At 59.0% G+C, this 20,251-nt stretch carries 22 protein-coding genes and 1 tRNA gene; 4 read left to right on the plus strand and 19 right to left on the minus strand.

Annotated features, from left to right (window positions below):
• Positions 1-163: 163 nt before the first annotated feature.
• The 5 genes from fecE to PspR76_RS19835 all read right to left on the minus strand — a co-directional run bounded on the left by fecE (position 164) and on the right by PspR76_RS19835 (position 6,542).
• Positions 164-955: a Fe(3+) dicitrate ABC transporter ATP-binding protein FecE gene (fecE, locus tag PspR76_RS19815; protein ID WP_159958013.1), complete on the minus strand. Its 792-nt coding sequence runs from the start codon at positions 953-955 to the stop codon at positions 164-166.
• A 4-nt stretch (positions 956-959) separates the two neighbouring features.
• Entirely contained in the window at positions 960-1,928 is a 969-nt protein-coding gene (locus tag PspR76_RS19820; protein WP_159958015.1) for a FecCD family ABC transporter permease, read from the minus strand.
• Entirely contained in the window at positions 1,925-2,914 is a 990-nt protein-coding gene (gene fecC, locus PspR76_RS19825) for an iron-dicitrate ABC transporter permease FecC (protein WP_159958017.1), read from the minus strand. The genes PspR76_RS19820 and fecC overlap by 4 nt, the downstream gene beginning before the upstream one ends.
• A gap of 2 nt (positions 2,915-2,916) precedes the next feature.
• Positions 2,917-3,831 (minus strand): Fe(3+) dicitrate ABC transporter substrate-binding protein FecB, encoded by a 915-nt coding sequence (locus PspR76_RS19830; protein WP_420029991.1) that lies wholly within the window; start codon positions 3,829-3,831, stop codon positions 2,917-2,919.
• A gap of 305 nt (positions 3,832-4,136) precedes the next feature.
• Positions 4,137-6,542 carry a TonB-dependent receptor gene (locus PspR76_RS19835; protein WP_159958021.1) on the minus strand — a complete coding sequence of 802 codons (2,406 nt, stop codon included), beginning with the start codon at positions 6,540-6,542 and terminating at the stop codon, positions 4,137-4,139.
• A gap of 552 nt (positions 6,543-7,094) precedes the next feature.
• Here PspR76_RS19835 and PspR76_RS19840 point away from each other — a divergent pair.
• Complete coding sequence (locus PspR76_RS19840; RefSeq protein WP_159958023.1) at positions 7,095-7,559, plus strand: hypothetical protein; 465 nt, start codon at positions 7,095-7,097, stop codon at positions 7,557-7,559.
• Between the two features lie 416 nt (positions 7,560-7,975).
• Here the strand turns inward: PspR76_RS19840 and PspR76_RS19845 are convergent.
• From PspR76_RS19845 to thrS, 9 genes are all read right to left on the minus strand, one after another.
• A tRNA-Pro gene (locus PspR76_RS19845) sits at positions 7,976-8,052 on the minus strand.
• Between the two features lie 90 nt (positions 8,053-8,142).
• On the minus strand, positions 8,143-8,499 hold the full coding sequence (locus PspR76_RS19850) for a MerR family transcriptional regulator (protein ID WP_003174972.1): 357 nt from the start codon (positions 8,497-8,499) through the stop codon (positions 8,143-8,145).
• The gene (gene ihfA, locus PspR76_RS19855; protein WP_002553164.1) at positions 8,480-8,782 is read right to left on the minus strand and encodes an integration host factor subunit alpha; all 303 of its coding nucleotides are present in this window, start codon (positions 8,780-8,782) and stop codon (positions 8,480-8,482) included. The genes PspR76_RS19850 and ihfA overlap by 20 nt, the downstream gene beginning before the upstream one ends.
• Before the next feature lie 3 nt (positions 8,783-8,785).
• Positions 8,786-11,164: a phenylalanine--tRNA ligase subunit beta gene (pheT, locus tag PspR76_RS19860; RefSeq protein ID WP_159958025.1), complete on the minus strand. Its 2,379-nt coding sequence runs from the start codon at positions 11,162-11,164 to the stop codon at positions 8,786-8,788.
• Positions 11,165-11,190: 26 nt separating this feature from the next.
• Positions 11,191-12,207, minus strand: coding sequence for a phenylalanine--tRNA ligase subunit alpha (pheS, locus tag PspR76_RS19865; RefSeq protein ID WP_003192486.1), 1,017 nt, complete (start codon positions 12,205-12,207; stop codon positions 11,191-11,193).
• 109 nt (positions 12,208-12,316) lie between these two features.
• On the minus strand, positions 12,317-12,673 hold the full coding sequence (gene rplT / locus PspR76_RS19870) for a 50S ribosomal protein L20 (RefSeq protein ID WP_053257052.1): 357 nt from the start codon (positions 12,671-12,673) through the stop codon (positions 12,317-12,319).
• Positions 12,674-12,703: 30 nt separating this feature from the next.
• Positions 12,704-12,898: a 50S ribosomal protein L35 gene (gene rpmI / locus PspR76_RS19875; RefSeq protein WP_002553160.1), complete on the minus strand. Its 195-nt coding sequence runs from the start codon at positions 12,896-12,898 to the stop codon at positions 12,704-12,706.
• A gap of 60 nt (positions 12,899-12,958) precedes the next feature.
• Positions 12,959-13,510, minus strand: coding sequence for a translation initiation factor IF-3 (gene infC / locus PspR76_RS19880; protein ID WP_174245682.1), 552 nt, complete (start codon positions 13,508-13,510; stop codon positions 12,959-12,961).
• Positions 13,510-15,432, minus strand: coding sequence for a threonine--tRNA ligase (gene thrS / locus PspR76_RS19885; protein ID WP_159958046.1), 1,923 nt, complete (start codon positions 15,430-15,432; stop codon positions 13,510-13,512). Before thrS ends, infC begins: the two co-directional genes overlap by 1 nt.
• Positions 15,433-15,800: 368 nt before the next feature.
• Between thrS and PspR76_RS19890 the strand changes: the two genes are divergently transcribed.
• Positions 15,801-16,115 (plus strand): hypothetical protein, encoded by a 315-nt coding sequence (locus PspR76_RS19890; RefSeq protein WP_159958048.1) that lies wholly within the window; start codon positions 15,801-15,803, stop codon positions 16,113-16,115.
• Between the two features lie 289 nt (positions 16,116-16,404).
• Positions 16,405-16,617 (plus strand): cold-shock protein, encoded by a 213-nt coding sequence (locus PspR76_RS19895; protein WP_003234260.1) that lies wholly within the window; start codon positions 16,405-16,407, stop codon positions 16,615-16,617.
• Between the two features lie 74 nt (positions 16,618-16,691).
• Here PspR76_RS19895 and PspR76_RS19900 read toward each other — a convergent pair whose 3' ends face one another.
• Together PspR76_RS19900 and PspR76_RS19905 are read right to left on the minus strand one after the other, a co-directional pair.
• Complete coding sequence (locus tag PspR76_RS19900; protein ID WP_159958050.1) at positions 16,692-17,012, minus strand: I78 family peptidase inhibitor; 321 nt, start codon at positions 17,010-17,012, stop codon at positions 16,692-16,694.
• Between the two features lie 143 nt (positions 17,013-17,155).
• Positions 17,156-17,464: a hypothetical protein gene (locus PspR76_RS19905; protein WP_159958052.1), complete on the minus strand. Its 309-nt coding sequence runs from the start codon at positions 17,462-17,464 to the stop codon at positions 17,156-17,158.
• Between the two features lie 155 nt (positions 17,465-17,619).
• On the opposite strand from PspR76_RS19905, the gene PspR76_RS19910 reads away from it, so the two are divergent.
• Entirely contained in the window at positions 17,620-17,832 is a 213-nt protein-coding gene (locus PspR76_RS19910) for a hypothetical protein (RefSeq protein WP_159958054.1), read from the plus strand.
• A 33-nt stretch (positions 17,833-17,865) separates the two neighbouring features.
• Here PspR76_RS19910 and PspR76_RS19915 read toward each other — a convergent pair whose 3' ends face one another.
• Genes PspR76_RS19915 through rbsK form a run of 3 tightly spaced genes read right to left on the minus strand, consistent with a single transcriptional unit; the run spans position 17,866 to position 20,238 of the window.
• Positions 17,866-18,894, minus strand: a complete 1,029-nt coding sequence (locus PspR76_RS19915; protein ID WP_159958056.1) for a nucleoside hydrolase — start codon at positions 18,892-18,894, stop codon at positions 17,866-17,868.
• A 25-nt stretch (positions 18,895-18,919) separates the two neighbouring features.
• Positions 18,920-19,324 (minus strand): D-ribose pyranase, encoded by a 405-nt coding sequence (rbsD, locus tag PspR76_RS19920; RefSeq protein ID WP_159958058.1) that lies wholly within the window; start codon positions 19,322-19,324, stop codon positions 18,920-18,922.
• Positions 19,321-20,238: a ribokinase gene (gene rbsK, locus PspR76_RS19925; protein WP_159958060.1), complete on the minus strand. Its 918-nt coding sequence runs from the start codon at positions 20,236-20,238 to the stop codon at positions 19,321-19,323. The genes rbsD and rbsK overlap by 4 nt, the downstream gene beginning before the upstream one ends.
• Positions 20,239-20,251 lie beyond the last annotated feature (13 nt).

A 20,251-nucleotide genomic window follows, 5' to 3' on the forward strand; every position in this document is an offset into this window, starting at 1 on the left:
GCCCAAGGCGATTGAGGTCAAGAAGGCCGTGTGGAGTGTTGAAACCCACTGAGATCAAAAGTGTGGGAGCGGGCTTGCTCGCGAAAGCGGTGTGTCAGTCACGGGATGCATTAACTGACACGCCCTCTTCGCGAGCAAGCCCGCTCCCACATTTTGAATGGCGTCAGGCGTGAGGTCGGGTGCTTTTCTCGACCAGGCACATCGGTGTGCCAGCCACCGGTTCCTGCATGATCTGCACTTGCACATCAAACACCTGGCGCATCAGTTCGGCGCTGATCACTTGGGCAGGCGCGCCATCGGCGACCAGCTTGCCGGCGTGCATCACCGCCAGGTGGTCGGCGTAGCGGCAGGCCTGGTTGATGTCGTGCAGCACGGTGATCACGGTCTTGCCTTCGGCGGCAAGCTCGCCCATCAGGTCGAGCAGTTCGACCTGGTGGCTGATGTCGAGGTAAGTGGTGGGTTCGTCGAGCAGTACCACCGGCGCGTTTTGCGCCAGCACCATGGCCAGCCAGGCGCGTTGGCGCTGGCCACCGGACAGGTCCGCCAAGGCACGGTCGGCCAGGGCGTCCAGTTCCAGGCGCTGCATGGCTTGGGTCACGTGGGCCTGGTCGTTGCCGCTCAGGCGCCCCCACAGCGAGTTATGCGGGCTGCGGCCATAGGCGACCAATTGGCGCACGCTGACGCCTTCCGGCACTGGCAACACCTGGGGCAGAAACGCGATCTGCCGCGCCAGTTCGCACGCGGACAGGCTGGCGTAGGCATGGCCATCCAGGGTCAATGCGCCCTGGGTCGGCTTGAGGATGCGCGCGAAGGCCTTGAGCAAGGTGGACTTGCCACAACCGTTCGGCCCGATCAACGCAGTGACCTTGCCTGCGGGCGGCGCAAACGACAACCCTTGCACAATGCGCGTGGCGCCGTAGCCGATGTCGAGTTGATGTGCTTTTAGAATGCTCATGTCATCAGCCCTTGAACCGTGCCAGCAACCAAAGAAAATACGGCGCGCCAATCACCGCCGTCAGAACCCCTGCAGGTATTTCGCTGGGCGCGATCAACGTGCGCCCGAGGGTATCGGCCAGCACCAGCAACAGCGCGCCGATCAGCATCGCCGCCGGCAGCAGGTACTGGTGATGCCCGCCGACCAGCCGCCGCGCCATGTGCGGCGCGACCAGGCCGATAAAGCCAATCGGCCCGATCACCCCGACGCCGAGGCTGGTGAGCACCACCGCGCAGGCCATCGCCAACCAGCGCGTGCGGCTCAGCGCGGTGCCCAGGCTGTGGGCGGCCTCGTCGCCGAGGGCGATCAGGTTCAGCGGTTTGGCCAGGCACAGGCCCAGCGGGATCAGCAGCAGAAACGGCAGCACCAGCGCGACATGGTGCCAGTTACGGCTCCACAAACTGCCGGTCAGGGCGAGCAAGGCGGTGTTGATGTCCAGCGGATGGGACAGGATCAGAAACTCGGTGACGCTGGACAAGGTCACCGCAATCGCCACACCCGACAGCGCAAACCGCACCCCGGAAAAACTCACGCCGGTGTTATACAGCGCCAGCAGCAAGGCGCCACCGGCACCGCCCAGGCACGCCACCAGTGGCAGCCAGGCAATCGGCAGGTGCGGCCAACTGATGATCGCCACCGTCAGCGCCAACCCTGCGCCTTGAGTAACGCCGAGAATTTCCGGCGAGGCCAAAGGGTTGCGAATCACACCTTGGACAATCGCCCCGGCAAGGCCGAACGCGCAGCCGGCGAGGATCGCAATGAGGCTGCGTGGCAAGCGGTGGTTCCAGACTTCGAAGTCGAGGGCGTTGTGGGCCAGCAGGCGCTCCAGCACCGTATCCGGCGTGAGCCACAGCGTGCCGGCGCTGAGGCTGACGAAGGTTGCAACCAGCAGCAAACCGAGCAGCAGCCATAGGCGTAATCGTGGCTGAGTCATAACGCGCGCCTGGCGAGAAAGAGAAAGAACGGTGCGCCGATCAGTGCAGTGACCACACCCGCCGGGGTTTCCACCGGAAAGGCCACGGCGCGGCTGAGCAAGTCGGCACCCAGCACGATTACCGCGCCCAATGCCGCGCTCAGCGGGATCAGCCAGCGGTAGTCATTGCCAAGAAACTGCCGAAGGATGTTCGGTGCGATCAGCCCGACAAACCCGATGGGGCCGACCGCGCAGACACTCGCGCCCACCAGCAGCAGACTGGCGATAAACACCTGCAGGCGCAGGCTGGCAATGCCCACGCCCAACGAGCGGGCGGCGTCTTCGCCGAGGTTGATCAGGTTCAGGCGCGGCGCGCACCACAGCGCCCACAGGCCGCCGATCAAGGTGCACGGCCAGAGCAATTGCACCTGGGCTGCGCCGACATTGGCAAGGGAACCGGCCAGCCAGTTCAGCACGCTTTGGGCCTGGGCTTCGACCAGAATCACCGTGAGCCGGGTCAGTGCTGCGCACAAGGCGGCGACGGCCACGCCGGCCAATACCAGCCGACCTTGGGCGGTGGTTGGCGACCACGCGCCGCCAAGGCTGAACACGGTGACCCAGGCCAATGCGCCACCCACGCAGGTCATCAGCAATGCGCCACCGGCAAACGGTGGCGCGACCAGGCCGGTCGAGAACAAGGCCAAGCCCAACGCTGCGCCCGCCGTCACGCCAAACAGCGACGGCGATGCCAGGCGGTTGCGGGTAATGCCCTGCATCAATGCCCCGGCCAAGCCCAGGCAGGCACCGACCAACGCCGCGCACACCGCACGCGGCACCCGCAACTGGGCGACGATATAGGCCATGTAGCCGCCTACGCTGCCCTGGTGAACCAAGCCATTCCAGGCATCGGTTGCCGTGATAGTGAACGGTGACCAGCTGTACAACGAGAGCCAGAACAACACGGCGCCCAGCAGCACAATACTCGCCGCCGCAAGACTGCGCCGCATGCTTATTGGCTCAGTACGGCTTTGCCGCCCTTGAGAATGGCCAGGGCATCTTCAGCGATTTGCTCCGAGGCCAATACGCCACGGTTGCGCGCCCAGCTGTCGCCGTCGACTTCAGCTACGTGGTGGTTGCGCACCGCACCGAGCACCTGCCACAGCGGCTGCTTGCTCCAGGTGTCGACGATGCTCGGGCGGCGGTAATGCCCCACCAGCAACCAGCCCGGGTCCAGCGCGAGCAGTTGTTCCAGGCTGACGAATTCGGTGGGCGCGGCCTTGGCACGTACCGACGGCACTTTCAAGCCGATGGCTTCGAGCACGCTGCCGGCGTAGGAGTCCGGGCCGTGTACGGAAAAACTGTCTTCGCGCGCGACGCCGAACAGCACGCTGGCGCCCGCCGGAATCTGCTTGGCAATCGCCTGCAAGTGTTCGCGGTTCTGCGCGATACGCGCCTCCATCTGCGGGCTTTTGCCCAGGGCCTTGCCGATCAGCTCCGCGGATTTCAGGCTGCCCTGGTAATCCTCGCCGCGTGACGGCAACAGCAAGGTCGGCGCGATGCTCGACAGGTCGCCGTACAAGGCCTGGTGGCGATTGAGGTCGGCGACGATCAGGTCCGGCTTGAGCCGGGCGATTTCCTCGATGCTCGGTTGTGAACGCAGGCCCACGGATTTCCACTTGCCGATGGCCTGGCGTACGCGCGGCAGTACACGGTTGGCGTCGCCATCGTCGGCGGCGCCGACCGGGGTTACGTCCACGGCGGCAAGGCTGTCGAGAAAGGAGAACTCCAGCACGACCACGCGCTTGGGCGCATCCGGCAAGTGCACCGCATGCTGGCCGTCATTCAGGTCGATAGGCGCAGCGCTTAGTACGCTTGAAGAAAATGCCAGGAGGCAGGCGGCAAGGGTCGGGATGGAGCGCAGCATTCGCATGACAAGGACCTCGGCGTTGGAACACCCCGGCTAGACAGGCTGGGGAAAACGGCGGGTACTATTCCATATCGGGGCGATGCAATCAAAAAACATTCTTATTAACGCTGTGTTCATTTACAGCGGTTGCTGTGGCAAGTAGCTTTCTTGTGGCGAGCGGGCTTGCCCCGCGTTGGGGTGCGTAGCAGCCCCGATACAGTCACCGGGGTCTTTCAGGGCGCGCTCGATTGCCTGGATTGGGCTGCTGCGCAGCCCAGCGGGAGCAAGCTCCCTCGCCACAAAAAGCCGATCAACAACAGGCGCTAGAAATCGACGGTGGCTGAAAGCAGGTAGGTGCGCGGCGTTGACAGGGTCAACCCCGGTTCGCTGTCATCCGAGGCCCCGGCCGAGCTCCAGTAGCGTTTATCGGCGACGTTCTCGACATTGGCGCGCAGGGTGATGTGCTTGTCGTCGACCTTGAAGGCGTAGCGTGCGCCGACGTCGATACGGTTCCAGGCGTCGATTTGCTTGACGTTGGACTGATCCAGGTATTGCGAGCTGGAGTAGATACCGCGGCTGGTCAGGGTCAAGCCTTCCAGCGTCGGCACGTCCCACTCGGCGCCCAGGTTGACGTTGTACTTGGGCGTGGCCGGTGCGCGGTTGCCGTCGTAAGTGCCGTTGGTGGTATGGGTCAGTTCGCTGTCGATGTACATCACGCCGCCGAGCAGGCGGAAGCCCTTGAGTGGTTCGCCAAACACACTCAGCTCCACCCCGTCGTTCTGACGTTTGCCATTGGGACCGAACACCCGCGTGGTGGCGTTGGTTTCATAGGCTGGCTGCTTGATACGGAACACGGCGGCGGTGACGGCAAAGGCGCCGGCGTCATATTTGGCGCCCACTTCGACCTGACGGCTGATAAAGGGCGGGAAGATTTCATCTTCGTTGATCGACGTGGAAGGCGCGATTTTGCCCTGGCTCAAGCCTTCCATGTAGTTAGCGTACAGCGACAACGTGTCGGTGGCTTTGAAGAGGATGCCGCCCGATGGCGAGATTTTCTCCTCATCGTAGGCGGTGTCGCCTTTGACGTTGTCGGTCCAGTCATCCACCTTCACCCGCTGCCAGCGCGCGCCAAGGGTCAGCAGCAGGCGGTCGTCGAAGAAACCCAGGGTGTCGGACAGTGCCACACCGCTGAACTTATTCTCTGTATAGACCCTGGAGTCGAAGCGCGTTGGCCGCGACGGCGTCGGCGTTTGCACCGGGTTGTATAGGTTACTCGGCGCCGCCGCATAGCGCGCGCCGCCATTTTCAAAGTCCATATAGAAGTAGCTGGCCGCCAGGTTGAGCTCATGGCTGACGGGCCCGGTATGGAACCAGCTGCGCACGCCGGCCGTGGCGGTGCGCACGTTTTCGTCGCGGGTGAAATCACGCGGCTGTACGCTGAAGTCCCCGGCGTTGTTGGTGACGGACACCGCGTGGCGCAGGAAATCGTGATTGCTTTTACGCGCGCCGACACCGCCGTAGAGCATCACGCTGTCACTGAGGTCGAACTCGCCGTTTACGGTGCCGAACGTATCGTTGGTGCTGGCTTTGCTCCAGGATTGCGCGTAATTGCGGCGCACATCGTTGGCACTCGGCACCCTGGCATTCGGGCCGACTTGGACGCGCTCCTGCGGGGCATCGGTGTCACGTTCGGTGTGGCCGATATCGGTGGAAAGGCGCACGCGCTCGCCACGAAAATCCAGGCCCAGCACGGCCATCTCGCGATCGACGCTCTGGTGGTCCCATTCGGTATCGCCGGCCTGCTTCACGCCGTTGAAACGGATGCCGAATTTGTTGTCCTCACCAAAACGCCGGCCCACATCCACCGCCCCACCCGCCTGGCTGCCGGAGGCCCAAGTGCCGGTAAACGAGTTGATGTCTTTGTCGGAGGCGCGCTTGGGTACAACGTTGATTCCGCCACCGACGCTGCCGCGCGGTGAGATGCCATTGATCAACTGGCTCGGGCCTTTGAGGATGTCGACGCGCTCGGCCATTTCCATGTCGATGGTGTACGTCGGCAACACGCCGTACAGGCCGTTGTAGGCCACATCACTGTTGAACAGGCTGAAGCCGCGAATGGTGAACTGCTCATAACGCCCACCGGCCGGGTTGGTGGCGCGCACGGACGGGTCGCTGGCGATCAGGTCGCCAAGGGTGCGTGCCTGCTGGTTCTTCACCGCTTCCTCGGTGTAGGTGGTCATGCTGAACGGCGTCTCCATGAAGTCCCGCGAGCCGAGCAGGCCTTGCGAACCCCGGCGCGCCACCTGGCCTCCGGCGTAGGTATCGCCGCCCTCGAGCGCGTTGGTGGCGACGATAGACGTCGGCGCCAATTGCAGGCTGCTGCCTTCCGGCACCGGCACCAGCATGTAGGCCTGATCACCCATCGGCTGCAGTTGCAGACCGGAGCCTTGCAGCAAACGGGCAAAGCCCTCCTCCACCCCGTATTCACCCGCCAGGCCATTACTGTTGCGACCGCTGACCAGCGCCGGGTCGATCGATAAATTGACACCGCAAAGCCCGGCAAACCGAGTCAATGCCGCGCTCAGGCTACCGGCCGGCACTTGATAGCTGCGACGGGCACCGTTGTCTTCGGCATAGCTGACGGGGATGAATAAGGGGCTGGCGCTGAGGCTCAGCATCAGGCTCAGGTTCAGCAACGGGCGCAGGCGCAAGGGTGAGGCGGCGGGCATGGGCGGAGGCTCTCGATTTAATTCACTTGCCTGGAATGACAGGCGAGGTGAAAAAAAGGGACAGGCTTCGGCAGTTTTTCAAGCAAAGACGCACGACTGAGCTACGACCATTGATGTTTTTCGAGCCGTGAGATTTTTCGCAGGCATGAAAAAGCCCAACCTTTTCAGGTTGGGCTTGATCAAGAATAGGGTCGGGACGGAGTGATTCGAACACTCGATCCCTAGCACCCCATGCTAGAGGCTTTATACATCTAACTTACTGTTTTATATGGGTAAAATGTATTTTTTAACATGACAAATCATCCGTATTTTTGTGCTTACGCAAACGAAAACACGCGGTCTACAGGGGAGGTTTTGCGCCCTCTTCTCAGTTAAATATCGAGGTCCTGAATGTGCGTTACAGCTGCGCGCGATGTATAAGGTCAGAATTAACAACCAAGGAAGGCTAGGTAACAGTGCGCGAGAAACTCTTAACGGCTGCGATTTTGCTTACCCTATCCGGCACATCTGTAAAGGCAGATACACCTCACCGGCAGGAATCATCTCATCGCCATGCTCGATCTCTGGAATGTCGAAATTGGAAAGAAAGCAGGCGAAATCGAACGACTTCGCGATCACTGGCTTAGCCATAAGGCTAAGGACCGTGACTTCGAATGGTTCGAAGACAAAAAAGATGGCAATAAACGCTGCAAGTGCGCATGGGAATGGCTGGAGAAGAACTCTCCATCGATATTTAAGAGGCCACCTCCTATCAGCAACTACAAAGAGCTGCTCATGTACTTCGATGAAGCGGAGCACGGGCCTCATGAGCAGAAAGCTATCATCCAAGGCATCAAGAAGCGATGGAGCCGCAAGCAGTTCGATGAACGTGCAGCAGACAAAAAGCAGGTTAACGTCATGCTATCTAAAACCACTATCGACCTACTCGATGAGCTGGCAAAAAAGCACAAGTTAAAACGCGCTCAAGTCTTAGAGCTTCTCATAACGACGGGGAGTCTGAGATTGACGCGCACCTGACAGACTGACTGAAAGCCAGCTAGGCAACCACTTTTAGGACGAAACAAACCAGACACCCTATCTTTGTCCATATGGCTTTTTTCGATATCCGTCACCCACAGATCGCGGCTCAGACATAGGGCTTAGCAGCTCGGCACCTGCCACATAGACTGAATGTGCATATGCCTCTGGCAATCCCCCATGACTTGACAGATGCAGCCCTTAGGAGCTCCGGAAAGCCAAGCTGACAGGAGTTTTCAAGAGACAATAGACTTGCAATCAATCGCAATAATCAGCTGGGAGGCGTATAGCCAACTCGCCAACCGCCAGCCCCCCCCCCATGACACAAGACAATCTCAATTCACTACCATAACAGCCAAATCGCAGATATGAAAAAGCCCAGTCGTTTCAGAACCGGGCTAACTCATTGAAAAATATGGTCGGGACGGAGTGATTCGAACACTCGACCCCTAGCACCCCATGCTAGTGCGCTACCGGACTGCGCTACGCCCCGACTAGGCGTGTTACTGGGTTTGCTTCGCTACGAAGCGATCCGGAATATACCGCAAGCTTTTGAAATGTGGAAGTATTTTAAAAGCTTGAATCACTTCTTCAAAACCACCAACACATCTTCGAGTTCGGAGATCATCTGGCGGATCAGTTGCTTGTATTGGGTGGTGTCGTCTTTGGCTTCATCACCGGACATACGCTGGCGCGCGCCACTGATGGTGAACCCCTGGTCGTACAGCAACGCGCGGATCTGTCGGATCATCAGCACATCCTGGCGCTGATAATACCGACGGTTCCCGGTGCGTTTGACGGGGTTGAGTTGAGGAAACTCCTGCTCCCAATAGCGCAGCACGTGCGGTTTGACCGCACAGAGCTCGCTGACTTCACCAATGGTGAAGTAGCGTTTGCCTGGGATGACGGGTAGCTCGTCGTTATGACTTGGTTCCAGCATAAGCCTCAACTCGGGCCTTCAACTTCTGCCCTGGACGAAAGGTGACCACACGGCGAGCCGTGATCGGGATTTCTTCTCCCGTTTTCGGATTGCGGCCAGGCCGCTGGCGTTTGTCCCGCAGGTCAAAATTGCCGAAACCGGACAATTTGACCTGCTCATTGTCTTCCAGAGCGTGCCTGATTTCTTCAAAAAACAGCTCGACCAATTCCTTGGCTTCGCGTTTGTTCAGACCCAGCTCTTCGTACAGACGTTCCGCCATCTCAGCTTTCGTCAAAGCCCCCATACGTCACTTCCTTAACGTGGCGTTCAACCTTTGTTCGAGCGAGGTGAGGATATTTTGTGTCGTGGTATTCACCTCATCGTCATTAAGAGTGCGCGATGGATGCTGCCAGGTCAAGCCAACTGCGAGGCTTTTTCTATGCGGATCAATGCCTTTACCCTGATAGACGTCAAATAGCCTGAGGTCTGTCAGCCATTCCCCTGCATTTTCACGGATTACATCCAGAACGGCAGTGGCGGCGACTTCACGGTCGGCGATCAGGGCCAGGTCGCGACGCACTTCAGGGAAGCGCGACAACTCGCTGAACTTAGGCATTTTGCCCGAGGCAACTTCAGCCAGGACCAGCTCGAAAACAAACACCGGACGGTCCAGACCCAGGGTTTTCGACAGCTCTGGGTGAATGGCGCCGACGAAGCCCACCAGGCGCCCTTCGCGCTCAATACGTGCGGTTTGGCCCGGGTGCAACGCTGGGTGGCTGCCTGGCACAAAGGTGAACGCGTCGAGCGCGCCGGCAAAGCCCAATACTGCTTCCACGTCAGCTTTAACGTCGAAGAAGTCCACGGCGTCGCGACCCTGCGCCCAGCCTTCCGGCAGGCGGCTACCGCACACCACGCCAGCCAGCATTGGCTCTTGCTTCAGGCCGTCGAGCTGGCCGACAAAACGCAGGCCGCTTTCGAACATGCGCACGCGGTCTTGCTGACGGTTCAGGTTGTGGGACAGTGCTTTTACCAAGCCCGGCCACAGCGAGGAACGCATGGCCGCCATGTCGTTCGAGATCGGATTAGCCAACAGCAACGGATCGACACCCGGATTGAAAAGCTCGAACTGCTTTGGATCGATGAAGCTGTAGGTCACCGCTTCCTGGTAGCCACGGGCAACCAGCAGGCGACGCAATTCAGGCAGGTGCGCACGGGCTTCAGCCTTAGGCTGCGGGGCCAGACGTGCTTGCGGGTAACGAACCGGCAGGCGGTTATAGCCATACAGGCGCGCCAGCTCTTCGATCAGGTCGACTTCCAGGCTGATGTCGAAGCGATGGCTTGGCACTTCAACGTGCCACTGCCCTTCCCCGCCAGCGGAAATGCCCAGGCCCAGCGCCGACAGCAGTTGCTCGATGTGAGCCGGCTCGATCACCAGGCCGAGCATTTGCTCGACGCTTTTGGCACGCAGGGTGATGGGTGCAACGGACGGCAGGTGCTGCTCGCTCACTGTTTCAGTGATCGGGCCGGATTCGCCCCCGGTGATTTCCAGCAGCAGGCCAGTGGCGCGCTCCATGGCTTCACGGGCCAGTTTCCAGTCCACGCCACGCTCATAGCGGTGCGAAGCATCGGTGTGCAGGCCATAGGAACGGGCCTTGCCCGCAATCGCGATCTGATCGAAGAACGCACTTTCAAGGAAAATATCGCGGGTGGTCGCGGACACACCACTGTGCTCGCCACCCATCACGCCGGCAATGGCCAGGGCGCGGGAATGGTCGGCGATCACCAGGGTATCGGCACGCAGGCTGACTTCCTGGCCATCGAGCAGTACCAGCTTCTCGCCTTCTTCAGCCATGCGTACGCGAATGCCGCCGTTGATTTCGGCAAGATCGAACGCGTGCAGCGGCTGGCCCAGTTCGAGCATCACGTAGTTGGTGATATCGACAGCAGCGTCGATGCTGCGCACGTCGGCGCGACGCAGGCGCTCAACCATCCACAGCGGAGTCGGCTTGGACAGGTCGACATTACGGATGACGCGGCCCAGGTAACGCGGGCATGCGTTTGGTGCCAGCACCTCGATCGGGCGCACTTCGTCGTGCACGGCAGGCACGGCGGCAACAACCGGGCGGGTAACGGGGGCGTTGTACAGCGCGCCGACTTCACGGGCCAAGCCCGCCAAAGACAGGCAGTCGCCACGGTTCGGGGTCAGGTCGACCTCAATGCTGGCGTCTTCCAGTTCCAGATAAACACGGATGTCCTGGCCCACTGGCGCGTCAGCCGGCAGTTCCATCAGGCCATCGTTGCCCTCGCCCACTTGCAATTCAGCCTGGGAACACAGCATGCCGTTGGACTCGACGCCGCGCAGCTTGGCCTTCTTGATCTTGAAGTCGCCGGGCAGTTCTGCGCCGATCATGGCAAACGGAATCTTCAGGCCCGGGCGCACGTTTGGCGCTCCGCACACGACCTGGAAGGTTTCCGCGCCATTGCTGACCTGGCACACACGCAATTTGTCGGCATCGGGGTGTTGCTCGGTGCTCAGCACTTCGCCCACGACCACACCACTGAAAACACCGGCGGCCGGCGTTACGCTATCGACCTCAAGGCCGGCCATCGACAGACGAGCAACCAGCTCGTCGCGATCTACCTGCGGGCTTACCCAGCCACGCAGCCATTGTTCACTGAATTTCATCCTGCTCTCCTAAAGATTCGTTACGACTAGCGAAATTGCGCGAGGAACCGCAAGTCGTTGTCGAAGAACAGACGCAAGTCGTTCACGCCGTAACGCAGCATGGCCAGACGCTCCACACCCATGCCGAAGGCAAAGCCCGAGAACTCTTCCGGGTCGATACCGGACATGCGCAGCACGTTAGGGTGAACCATGCCGCAGCCCATCACTTCCAGCCAGCCGGTCTGCTTGCAGACGCGGCAGCCTTTACCGCTGCACATCACGCATTCCATGTCGACTTCAGCAGACGGCTCGGTGAACGGGAAGAATGATGGACGGAAACGTACTGCCAGCTCTTTCTCGAAGAACACCCGCAGGAACTCTTCGATGGTGCCTTTGAGGTCGGCAAAATTGATGTCGCGATCTACCAGCAGGCCTTCGACCTGGTGGAACATTGGCGAGTGGGTGATATCCGAGTCGCTACGGTACACACGGCCTGGGCAGACGATGCGGATCGGCGGCTTGTTCGCTTCCATGGTGCGGACCTGTACCGGCGAGGTATGGGTGCGCAACAGCATGTTGGCGTTGAAATAGAAGGTGTCGTGCATCGACCGGGCCGGGTGATGGCCTGGGATGTTGAGCGCCTCGAAGTTGTGATAGTCGTCTTCGACCTCAGGGCCTTCGGCAATGCCGTAGCCGATGTGGGTGAAGAACTGCTCGATACGTTCCAGAGTCCGGGTAATCGGATGCAGACCGCCCGACGCCTGGCCACGGCCAGGCAGGGTCACGTCAATGGACTCGGCGGCGAGCTTGGCCGCAAGATCGGCCTCCTCGAGCGACGCCTTGCGCGCATTGAGAACCTCTGTGACACGCTCCTTGGCGACGTTGATCAGCGCACCGACTTGCGGACGCTCTTCAGCCGGCAAATTCCCCAGGGTCTTCATCACCTGAGTCAATTCACCTTTTTTGCCAAGGTAGTGAACCCGGATTTGCTCCAGGGCATTTACATCTTCAGCGCTTTGCACAGCCTCAAGGGCTTGAGCGACGAGCGCGTCCAGGTTTTCCATGTACAGACTCCAGATACAAAATAGGGGAAGAGCTTGAAGGCTCTTCCCCTATTTATGACGTTTACCACCTTGGGCTGCAGGAGCAACCCAGGGTGACTGTCGGGGGTACTTAAGCCAAGGTGGCTTTAGCTTTCTCGACAATCGCAGCAAACACCGCTTTATCGTTCACGGCCAGTTCAGCCAGAACCTTACGGTCGATTTCGATGGACGCTTTTTTCAGGCCAGCGATGAAACGGCTGTAGGACAGACCGTTAACACGTGCACCAGCGTTGATACGAGCGATCCACAGAGCGCGGAACTGACGTTTTTTCTGACGACGGTCACGGTAGGCGTATTGGCCTGCCTTGATTACCGCTTGCTTGGCAACACGGAATACGCGTGAGCGTGCGCCGTAGTAGCCTTTAGCGAGTTTCAGAATTTTTTTGTGACGTTTACGGGCAATGACGCCACGCTTTACACGAGCCATGAGTTACTTCCTCTAGTCTTGATCCAAAAATTAACGAAGGCGCAGCATGCGCTCGACTTTTGCCACGTCAGACGGATGCAGCAAGCTGCTACCGCGCAGTTGACGCTTACGCTTGGTCGACATTTTGGTCAGGATGTGGCTCTTGAAAGCGTGCTTGTGCTTGATACCGTTAGCAGTTTTCAGAAACCGCTTAGCAGCACCACTTTTAGTCTTCATCTTTGGCATGTTCGGATACTCCGCATTCAGTTGATAAACATAATCAGAAGGCCTGCCGTGCCCTGTTGATTACTTCTTCTTTTTCGGGGCGATGACCATGATCAGCTGGCGTCCTTCCATCTTAGGATGCTGTTCGACCGAACCGTACTCGAGCAGGTCAGCTTCAACCCGCTTGAGGAGTTCCATCCCCAGCTCCTGGTGGGCCATCTCACGGCCGCGGAATCGCAAGGATACCTTGGCCCTGTCCCCATCACTCAGGAAACGTACCAGGTTGCGCAGTTTTACCTGGTAATCCCCTTCCTCCGTCCCTGGACGAAACTTGATTTCTTTTACTTGAATCTGCTTCTGGTTCTTCTTCGCTGCGGCAACCTGTTTCTTCTTCTCGAAGATCGATTTGCCGTAGTCCATCACCCGGCAAACGGGTGGGATTGCATCGGCGGAGATTTCCACCAGGTCCAATTTGGACTCTTCAGCAATACGAAGCGCTTCATCAATCGAGACGATGCCAATCTGCTCGCCGTCAGCGCCAATTAACCGAACCTCGCTTGCCGAGATATTCTCGTTGATCGGGGCTTTCGGTGCAGCTCGTTTATCTTGTCTCATTTCACGCTTAATAATAATTACTCCGAATCTGGGCGACCACGCCGGGAAACCGCTTGCGCGAGGAACTCAGCGAACTGGGCGACGGGCATCGAGCCCAGGTCAGCACCTTCACGAGTACGCACAGCGACAGTCTGCATCTCGACTTCCCGATCTCCGATAACCAAAAGATAGGGAACCTTGAGCAAAGTATGCTCGCGGATTTTAAAGCCGATCTTTTCATTTCTCAAGTCGGACTTGGCACGAAATCCGCTTTCGTTGAGAGTTTTTTCAACTTCAGCGGCAAAATCGGCCTGTTTATCAGTGATATTCATGATCACTGCCTGGGTCGGAGCCAGCCACGCAGGGAATGCACCCTCGTAGTGCTCGATCAGGATACCGACGAACCGTTCGAACGAGCCGAGGATCGCCCGGTGCAGCATAACCGGGTGCTTACGGCTGTTATCTTCGGAGACGTATTCGGCTCCCAAACGGATCGGCAGGTTAAAATCGAGCTGCAGGGTACCACACTGCCAGACGCGACCAAGGCAATCTTTCAGCGAGAACTCGATCTTGGGACCGTAGAAGGCGCCCTCACCCGGCTGTAGATCGTACGCAAGGCCCGCACTGTCAAGCGCAGCGGCCAGTGCCGCCTCGGCGCGATCCCACAGCTCATCGGAACCCACGCGCTTTTCCGGACGAGTGGACAGCTTCATTTCGACTTCGGTGAAACCGAAATCGCGATAAACGTCCATGGTCAGCTTGATAAACGCAGCGGATTCAGCCTGCATCTGCTCTTCGGTGCAGAAGATGTGGGCGTCATCCTGGGTGAAGCCGCGCACACGCATGATGCCGTGCAGCGCACCCGATGGCTCATTGCGGTGGCAGGCACCGAACTCGGCCAGGCGCATCGGCAACTCGCGGTAGCTCTTCAGGCCCTGGTTGAACACCTGCACGTGGCAGGGGCAGTTCATCGGCTTGATGGCGTAGTCGCGGTTTTCCGACTGCGTGGTGAACATGTTGTCGGCGTAGTTGGCCCAGTGCCCGGATTTCTCCCACAGGCTGCGATCAACGACCTGTGGAGTCTTGATCTCCAGGTAGCCGTTGTCGCGTTGAACCTTGCGCATGTACTGCTCGAGCACCTGGTACAGGGTCCAGCCGTTCGGGTGCCAGAACACCATGCCCGGCGCTTCTTCCTGGAGGTGGAACAGGTTCAGGCGCTTGCCGATCTTGCGATGGTCGCGCTTTTCGGCTTCTTCGATGCGCTGGATGTAGGCTGCCAGCTGCTTCTTGTCAGCCCAGGCAGTGCCGTAGATCCGTTGCAGCTGTTCGTTCTTCGCATCGCCGCGCCAGTAGGCACCGGACAGCTTGGTCAGCTTGAACGACTTGAGAAAGCGCGTGTTCGGCACGTGCGGGCCACGGCACATGTCGACGTATTCTTCGTGGTAATACAGGCCCATGGCCTGTTCGTCCGGCATGTCTTCCACCAGACGCAGCTTGTAGTCTTCGCCACGGGCAGTGAACACGTCGATCACTTCGGCGCGCGGCGTGACTTTCTTGATCACGTCGTAATCTTTTTCGATCAGCGCGTGCATGCGCGCTTCGATAGCAGCCAGGTCGTCCGGAGTGAAAGGACGCTCGTAGGCGATATCGTAATAGAAACCTTCGTCGATGACCGGGCCGATGACCATTTTCGCCGTCGGGTACAGTTGCTTGACCGCATGGCCAATCAAGTGCGCGCAAGAGTGGCGAATGATCTCCAGCCCCTCTTGATCCTTGGGCGTAATGATTTGCAGGCTGGCATCGCCGGTGATCAGGTCGCTGGCGTCAACCAGCTTGCCGTCGACCTTGCCGGCCACAGTGGCCTTGGCCAGGCCGGCACCAATGGATGCGGCGACCTCGGCTACGGAAACCGAGTGATCGAATGAACGTTGACTGCCGTCGGGTAGAGTAATAGTTGGCATGGCGCCTCCTCTCCTAGTGGTGACCCCTACCAAAGGTCACGTGGGTTGGGATGAGCCAGTACAAGATCCAATACCAGGCCGTTCAATGATGAACGCCTGCCTTACAGCGGCAGGAGCCTTTCGGCCAACCGATAATCGAACCAGAGTGACTGGAGTGAGCTAAAAAGAAACATGGCATGGCGGCAAACGGCGCGCCTGTAAATAGCCAAGCGAAGGATCCTAGCACAGATGAACGGTCATCGCGGTGGCGCCACCTTGTGTAAAGGCAAATTCACGGCTTTATAGCTGCAAAAGTGAACTTGAGCTGTACGACATGCCTCAAACCCACCGAGAATCGCCGTTCGTCCTCGACTCAAAGGAGCATCCACATGATGCGTTTCACCTCGACCCTCGCTCTCGCCGCTTCCCTGGCTTTCCTGTCTCTCGGCGCCCAGGCAGCCGCCCCTTCCAACTGGCCAGCCGGTGCCCGCGACAGCTTCGTCAAAGATTGCAGCGCGGCAGCCCAGCAGAGCGTTGACGCCAAAACCGCCAAAGACCATTGCGAATGCGGCGCCGACAAAATCAACGCCGAATTGAGCACGGCAGAAATCAAAGAACTCATGACCAACCAGAACGCCGATCCCGTGCTCAAGAACAAAGCTGTCGCGGCCATTTCGTCCTGCAAAGTCGTGAAGAAAAAGTAAGATCGACCACTGATCAGACGGCCGTTTTGCTGAAATAAATGCCTGAAAACTGCCATTTCTCACAAATTACGCAGCTTTTACGGCTTTTTTTAACAGCTGATATTTCGCGCCAAAGCCCCGTAGATCGGGGCTTTCAGCCGACCAAAGCACTAAACGCAACGCTATTGATTAGCAAACAATGCCTTGGGGGGGCTCCCAAGTCGAACATTTCGACTATGATAGCCCTGTGTGCCCAGTTGGCCTGAGCAGCACAGCACTACTGAAAATATATGTTTCTTGGAGATACACCATGTCTAATCGCCAAACCGGCACCGTTAAATGGTTCAACGATGAAAAAGGCTTCGGCTTCATCACTCCTCAAGGTGGCGGTGACGACCTGTTCGTACACTTCAAAGCTATCGAAAGCGACGGTTTCAAAAGCCTGAAAGAAGGCCAAACCGTTTCCTTCGTGGCTGAGAAAGGCCAAAAGGGTATGCAAGCTGCACAGGTTCGCGGCGAGTAATTCTCCGCTGAGCTAAAAAAAACCCCGTCCATGTGACGGGGTTTTTTGTGCGCGCTACAAAAGCCGGCAGGTTATCAGCCGCAGTTGACCCGCGTGATCACCAGGTTGTCATCGGTGTTCAGGTTCAGGCGGTCGGAGCGGTATTCCAGGGTGATCATGTCGTTAGGCTTGAGGATCCGCGCGTTCTGCGCACCGGCACGGGTACGCGCCTGCTCCAGCAATTGAGGTGAGGCTTTCTGGCCAATCGCGAAGTCGGCGGCTTTTGACTCACAGCGACTATGACCGGCATCAGCCACGGCAGCGTCTTTGGCTGGCTCAGAGGCACCTGGGGTGCTGCAACCCGCCAACGCGAGTGCTGCCAACAAAGTACCGAATGAAGCGAGCTTCCAAGGCATGAAGCCTCCTATGATAAAAATGAACAGAGATCGTGCGACAGCGATCCGGCGGATTGGTTTCAAGACGTAAATCGCCCGCAGGCAAGTCTGCCTGACTCAGGGCAAGCATTCGCCCAGTCAATCGTGACCAGATATGAACACACTCAGTAGATGTCGATGTAGTCAAACGGCGGCGTTGGCCAGTTTTGCTTCAGCGCGTTGTAGATTTGCGTGACCCAAACTTCATCACTGGCCGCGACGTTACCGACGTAACCGGAGCCTTTGGCCCAGGTTTCGAGGCGAAACAGCAGACCATCGATATCCACACCGCCTACTGCCCTGCCAGAAGAGATATAGGCGATACCGGCTTTGGTCACCCGCAACTGAGTGTGTTCGTCGTCACTGGCGCTGGCCAGCAGCTTGCGAACAGCCTCCAGCGTCAGGTTATCGGGGTTGTTCAAATCGATCTGCACCTGGTGTTCCCCGGGAATTAGACAGGGGCACAGTGTCGCACAGCGCATGCCTCATGCCTAAGTAGCAGTGCCAAACCCCAGCCAAAAATGGTTAACTGCCCTGGTAAGAACCGCGTTTTAGCGCACTGCCCAGTACTTTCAACCGTGAGCCCCCCATGACCACTGTGACCCTCCAAGCCGACATCAAAGCCAAGTGGCCCCAAGGACAAAGTTCCTACAGCCCCGGAAGCCCGGAGGAGTTGGCAATCATCGGAATCGACCTGCTGGTCAAGGAACTGGGCACGCAAGCCGCGAAGACTTTCATCGGCAAGATATTCGAGAAATACCCGGCCGATCATATGGGCGCTCACGACCCCGAGCGCGTGTAAGAACCGGCCGGCGAACGCCGACCGGCAACCTCATTACTTCAGACGCGCCAGGCGTTCGGTCAGCAGATCGAAGAAGCCTTGGGCATCGCCATTTTCAACCCAAAAGGCGTTCTTCGGTTGTTTCAGGCCGTCGTACCAATCGACGACGGTCTGGCCGAAGGTAGGGCCTTCACGGCTGTCGACTACCACGTTGACTTCACGGCCGCTGAACAGCTCAGGCTTGAGCAGGTAGGCAATAACCGTGGCATCGTGGACCGGGCCGCCTGGAATGCCGTAGTGCTCCATGTCGCCTTTGACGTACTCGTTGAGAATATCGCCAACGATTTTGCTGGCGTTGTTCTTGATGTCGGCGATCTGTTTCAGGCGCGCGTCACTGGTCAGTACCTTATGGGTTACGTCCAGTGGCAGATAGGTCAGCTTGACCCCGCTTTTGAGCACGATTTCGGCGGCCGCCGGATCGGCGAACAGGTTGAACTCGGCCACCGGCGTGATGTTGCCGCCGTTGAAATGCGCACCGCCCATCACCACCACTTCCTTGATGCCTTGGGTGATTTCCGGCGCCTGGGTCAGCGCCAGTGCCAGGTTGGTCTGCGGGCCAAGCATGGCGATGGTGATGCTATGCGGCTTGGCGGTGCTGAGGGTCTTGATCAGGTAGTCAACGGCGTTGCCTTCGGCCAAGCCTTTTTTCGGCTCGTGCACGGCAACGCCGGAAATACCTTCCTTACCGTGGATATTCTCAGCGTAGATCGGCGTGCGCAGCAGCGGCTTCGGCGAGCCGGCATACACCGGAATGTCTTCGCGCCCTGCCCACTCGCGGGCCAGGCGCGCGTTGCGCGAGGTTTTGTCGAGGCGCACATTGCCGGCGACGGTGGTCAGTGCACGAATATTCAATTCCTGCGGCGAGGCCATGGCAAACAGCAAGGCCACTACATCATCAGCGCCTGGGTCGGTGTCGATGATCAGGTCGATTTTTTCCGCCGCATGGGCGCTGGCTGCGGTGAGCGCGGACAAAAGCAGGACACTCCGAAACAGGTTTTTCAGGGAAGGGAGACTACGTTGCATGAAACACTCCTTGTCGTAGGGAACTCTAGAAGGTTACGCCGGACACCAGCGCGATATTGCAATAAGGCTGGCATTCACCCGTGCGCACCACGGCGCGGGCCTTGCGGCTCAATTGTTTGAATTCTTCGTGACTGACCAGGCGTCGTTCGCCGAGTGCGGCCTGTTCGGTCAGGTTGTTGAGTTCAGTGAGCGCTGGCGGCTGTTTGAGCAGGATTTCTTCGGCCAATACATGGCTTTCCACCTGCATTTCACTGAGCACGATGCGCAGGGTGCTGACGAAATCGGGAATGCCCTGGGTCAGCGCCAGGTCAATCAACTCGACGCCGGGCGGCACCGGCAGGCCGGCATCGCCGATGACCAGGATGTCGCCATGGCCGAGGGACGCGATCACGCGCGACAGGGCGATATTGAGCAAAGGTGTCTTTTTCATGAGGGCACAAAACCTTGAACGTCGTGCAGCGTAGGAATAGAAGGTTGCGCACCGGCGCGGGTCACTGACAACGCAGCGGCTACCTGGCCAAAGCGGATGGCCTCGGCTTCGCTCTTGCCATTGGCGAGCGCGGCGGCGAAACCTCCGACGAAGGTGTCACCCGCGGCAGTGGTGTCCACCGCCTTGACCTTGGGCGCTACCAAGTGCTCAAAGCCTTGGGCATCGGCAAACAGGGCGCCCTGAGCGCCAAGGGTAATGATGACTTTGCCGGCGCCCGCCTTGATCAGTTGCGTCGCGGCGACCTTGGCGCTGTCGATGGAATCGACTGTCACGCCGGTCAAGGCATGGGCTTCACTTTCGTTGGGAATCAGGTAATCAATCGAAGCGAACCACTCCACCGGCAATGGGCCGCTGGCGGGCGCCGGGTTGAGGATCACCGTCTTGCCCAGCTCGCGACCGCGTTTCAGGGCATGGCCTACGGTGTCCATCGGCGTTTCCAGCTGGCAGACGATAACGTCGGCGGCTTGCAACACTGAATCAACCGTTTGCAACGAAACGGGCGTCAGCTCACCGTTGCTGCCGGCCACGATCACAATCGCGTTCTGGCTGCTGTCATCCACCACAATCAACGCCACGCCGCTGGAACCGTCCACGGTGCTGACGGCCTGGCAATCAATGCCTTCAACCAACAACGCATCGCGCAGTTGGGTGCCATAGGCGTCGGTGCCGACGCAGCCGATCATCGCCACATCCGCCCCAAGACGCGCCGAGGCCACGGCCTGGTTGGCGCCCTTGCCGCCGGGGACGGTCGAGAACGTCTGGCCGATCAGGGTTTCACCGGCGCGCGGCAAGCGACTGGCGCGGGTGACCAGGTCCATGTTCAAGCTGCCTATTACCACTACTTTTGCTGGCATACATCAGTACTCA

The sequence above is a fragment of the Pseudomonas sp. R76 genome, assembly GCF_009834565.1.
Taxonomy (GTDB): Bacteria; Pseudomonadota; Gammaproteobacteria; order Pseudomonadales; family Pseudomonadaceae; genus Aquipseudomonas.

What these genes read in the sequence shown, in the direction of transcription:
- fecE (WP_159958013.1), bottom strand. Translation starts at nt 955, where the DNA reads ATGAGCATTCTAAAAGCACATCAACTCGACATCGGCTACGGCGCCACG.
- PspR76_RS19820 (WP_159958015.1), bottom strand. Translation starts at nt 1,928, where the DNA reads ATGACTCAGCCACGATTACGCCTATGGCTGCTGCTCGGTTTGCTGCTG.
- fecC (WP_159958017.1), bottom strand. Translation starts at nt 2,914, where the DNA reads ATGCGGCGCAGTCTTGCGGCGGCGAGTATTGTGCTGCTGGGCGCCGTG.
- PspR76_RS19830 (WP_420029991.1), bottom strand. Translation starts at nt 3,831, where the DNA reads ATGCTGCGCTCCATCCCGACCCTTGCCGCCTGCCTCCTGGCATTTTCT.
- PspR76_RS19835 (WP_159958021.1), bottom strand. Translation starts at nt 6,542, where the DNA reads ATGCCCGCCGCCTCACCCTTGCGCCTGCGCCCGTTGCTGAACCTGAGC.
- PspR76_RS19840 (WP_159958023.1), top strand. Translation starts at nt 7,095, where the DNA reads ATGCTCGATCTCTGGAATGTCGAAATTGGAAAGAAAGCAGGCGAAATC.
- PspR76_RS19850 (WP_003174972.1), bottom strand. Translation starts at nt 8,499, where the DNA reads ATGCTGGAACCAAGTCATAACGACGAGCTACCCGTCATCCCAGGCAAA.
- ihfA (WP_002553164.1), bottom strand. Translation starts at nt 8,782, where the DNA reads ATGGGGGCTTTGACGAAAGCTGAGATGGCGGAACGTCTGTACGAAGAG.
- pheT (WP_159958025.1), bottom strand. Translation starts at nt 11,164, where the DNA reads ATGAAATTCAGTGAACAATGGCTGCGTGGCTGGGTAAGCCCGCAGGTA.
- pheS (WP_003192486.1), bottom strand. Translation starts at nt 12,207, where the DNA reads ATGGAAAACCTGGACGCGCTCGTCGCTCAAGCCCTTGAGGCTGTGCAA.
- rplT (WP_053257052.1), bottom strand. Translation starts at nt 12,673, where the DNA reads ATGGCTCGTGTAAAGCGTGGCGTCATTGCCCGTAAACGTCACAAAAAA.
- rpmI (WP_002553160.1), bottom strand. Translation starts at nt 12,898, where the DNA reads ATGCCAAAGATGAAGACTAAAAGTGGTGCTGCTAAGCGGTTTCTGAAA.
- thrS (WP_159958046.1), bottom strand. Translation starts at nt 15,432, where the DNA reads ATGCCAACTATTACTCTACCCGACGGCAGTCAACGTTCATTCGATCAC.
- PspR76_RS19890 (WP_159958048.1), top strand. Translation starts at nt 15,801, where the DNA reads ATGATGCGTTTCACCTCGACCCTCGCTCTCGCCGCTTCCCTGGCTTTC.
- PspR76_RS19895 (WP_003234260.1), top strand. Translation starts at nt 16,405, where the DNA reads ATGTCTAATCGCCAAACCGGCACCGTTAAATGGTTCAACGATGAAAAA.
- PspR76_RS19900 (WP_159958050.1), bottom strand. Translation starts at nt 17,012, where the DNA reads ATGCCTTGGAAGCTCGCTTCATTCGGTACTTTGTTGGCAGCACTCGCG.
- PspR76_RS19910 (WP_159958054.1), top strand. Translation starts at nt 17,620, where the DNA reads ATGACCACTGTGACCCTCCAAGCCGACATCAAAGCCAAGTGGCCCCAA.
- PspR76_RS19915 (WP_159958056.1), bottom strand. Translation starts at nt 18,894, where the DNA reads ATGCAACGTAGTCTCCCTTCCCTGAAAAACCTGTTTCGGAGTGTCCTG.
- rbsD (WP_159958058.1), bottom strand. Translation starts at nt 19,324, where the DNA reads ATGAAAAAGACACCTTTGCTCAATATCGCCCTGTCGCGCGTGATCGCG.
- rbsK (WP_159958060.1), bottom strand. Translation starts at nt 20,238, where the DNA reads ATGCCAGCAAAAGTAGTGGTAATAGGCAGCTTGAACATGGACCTGGTC.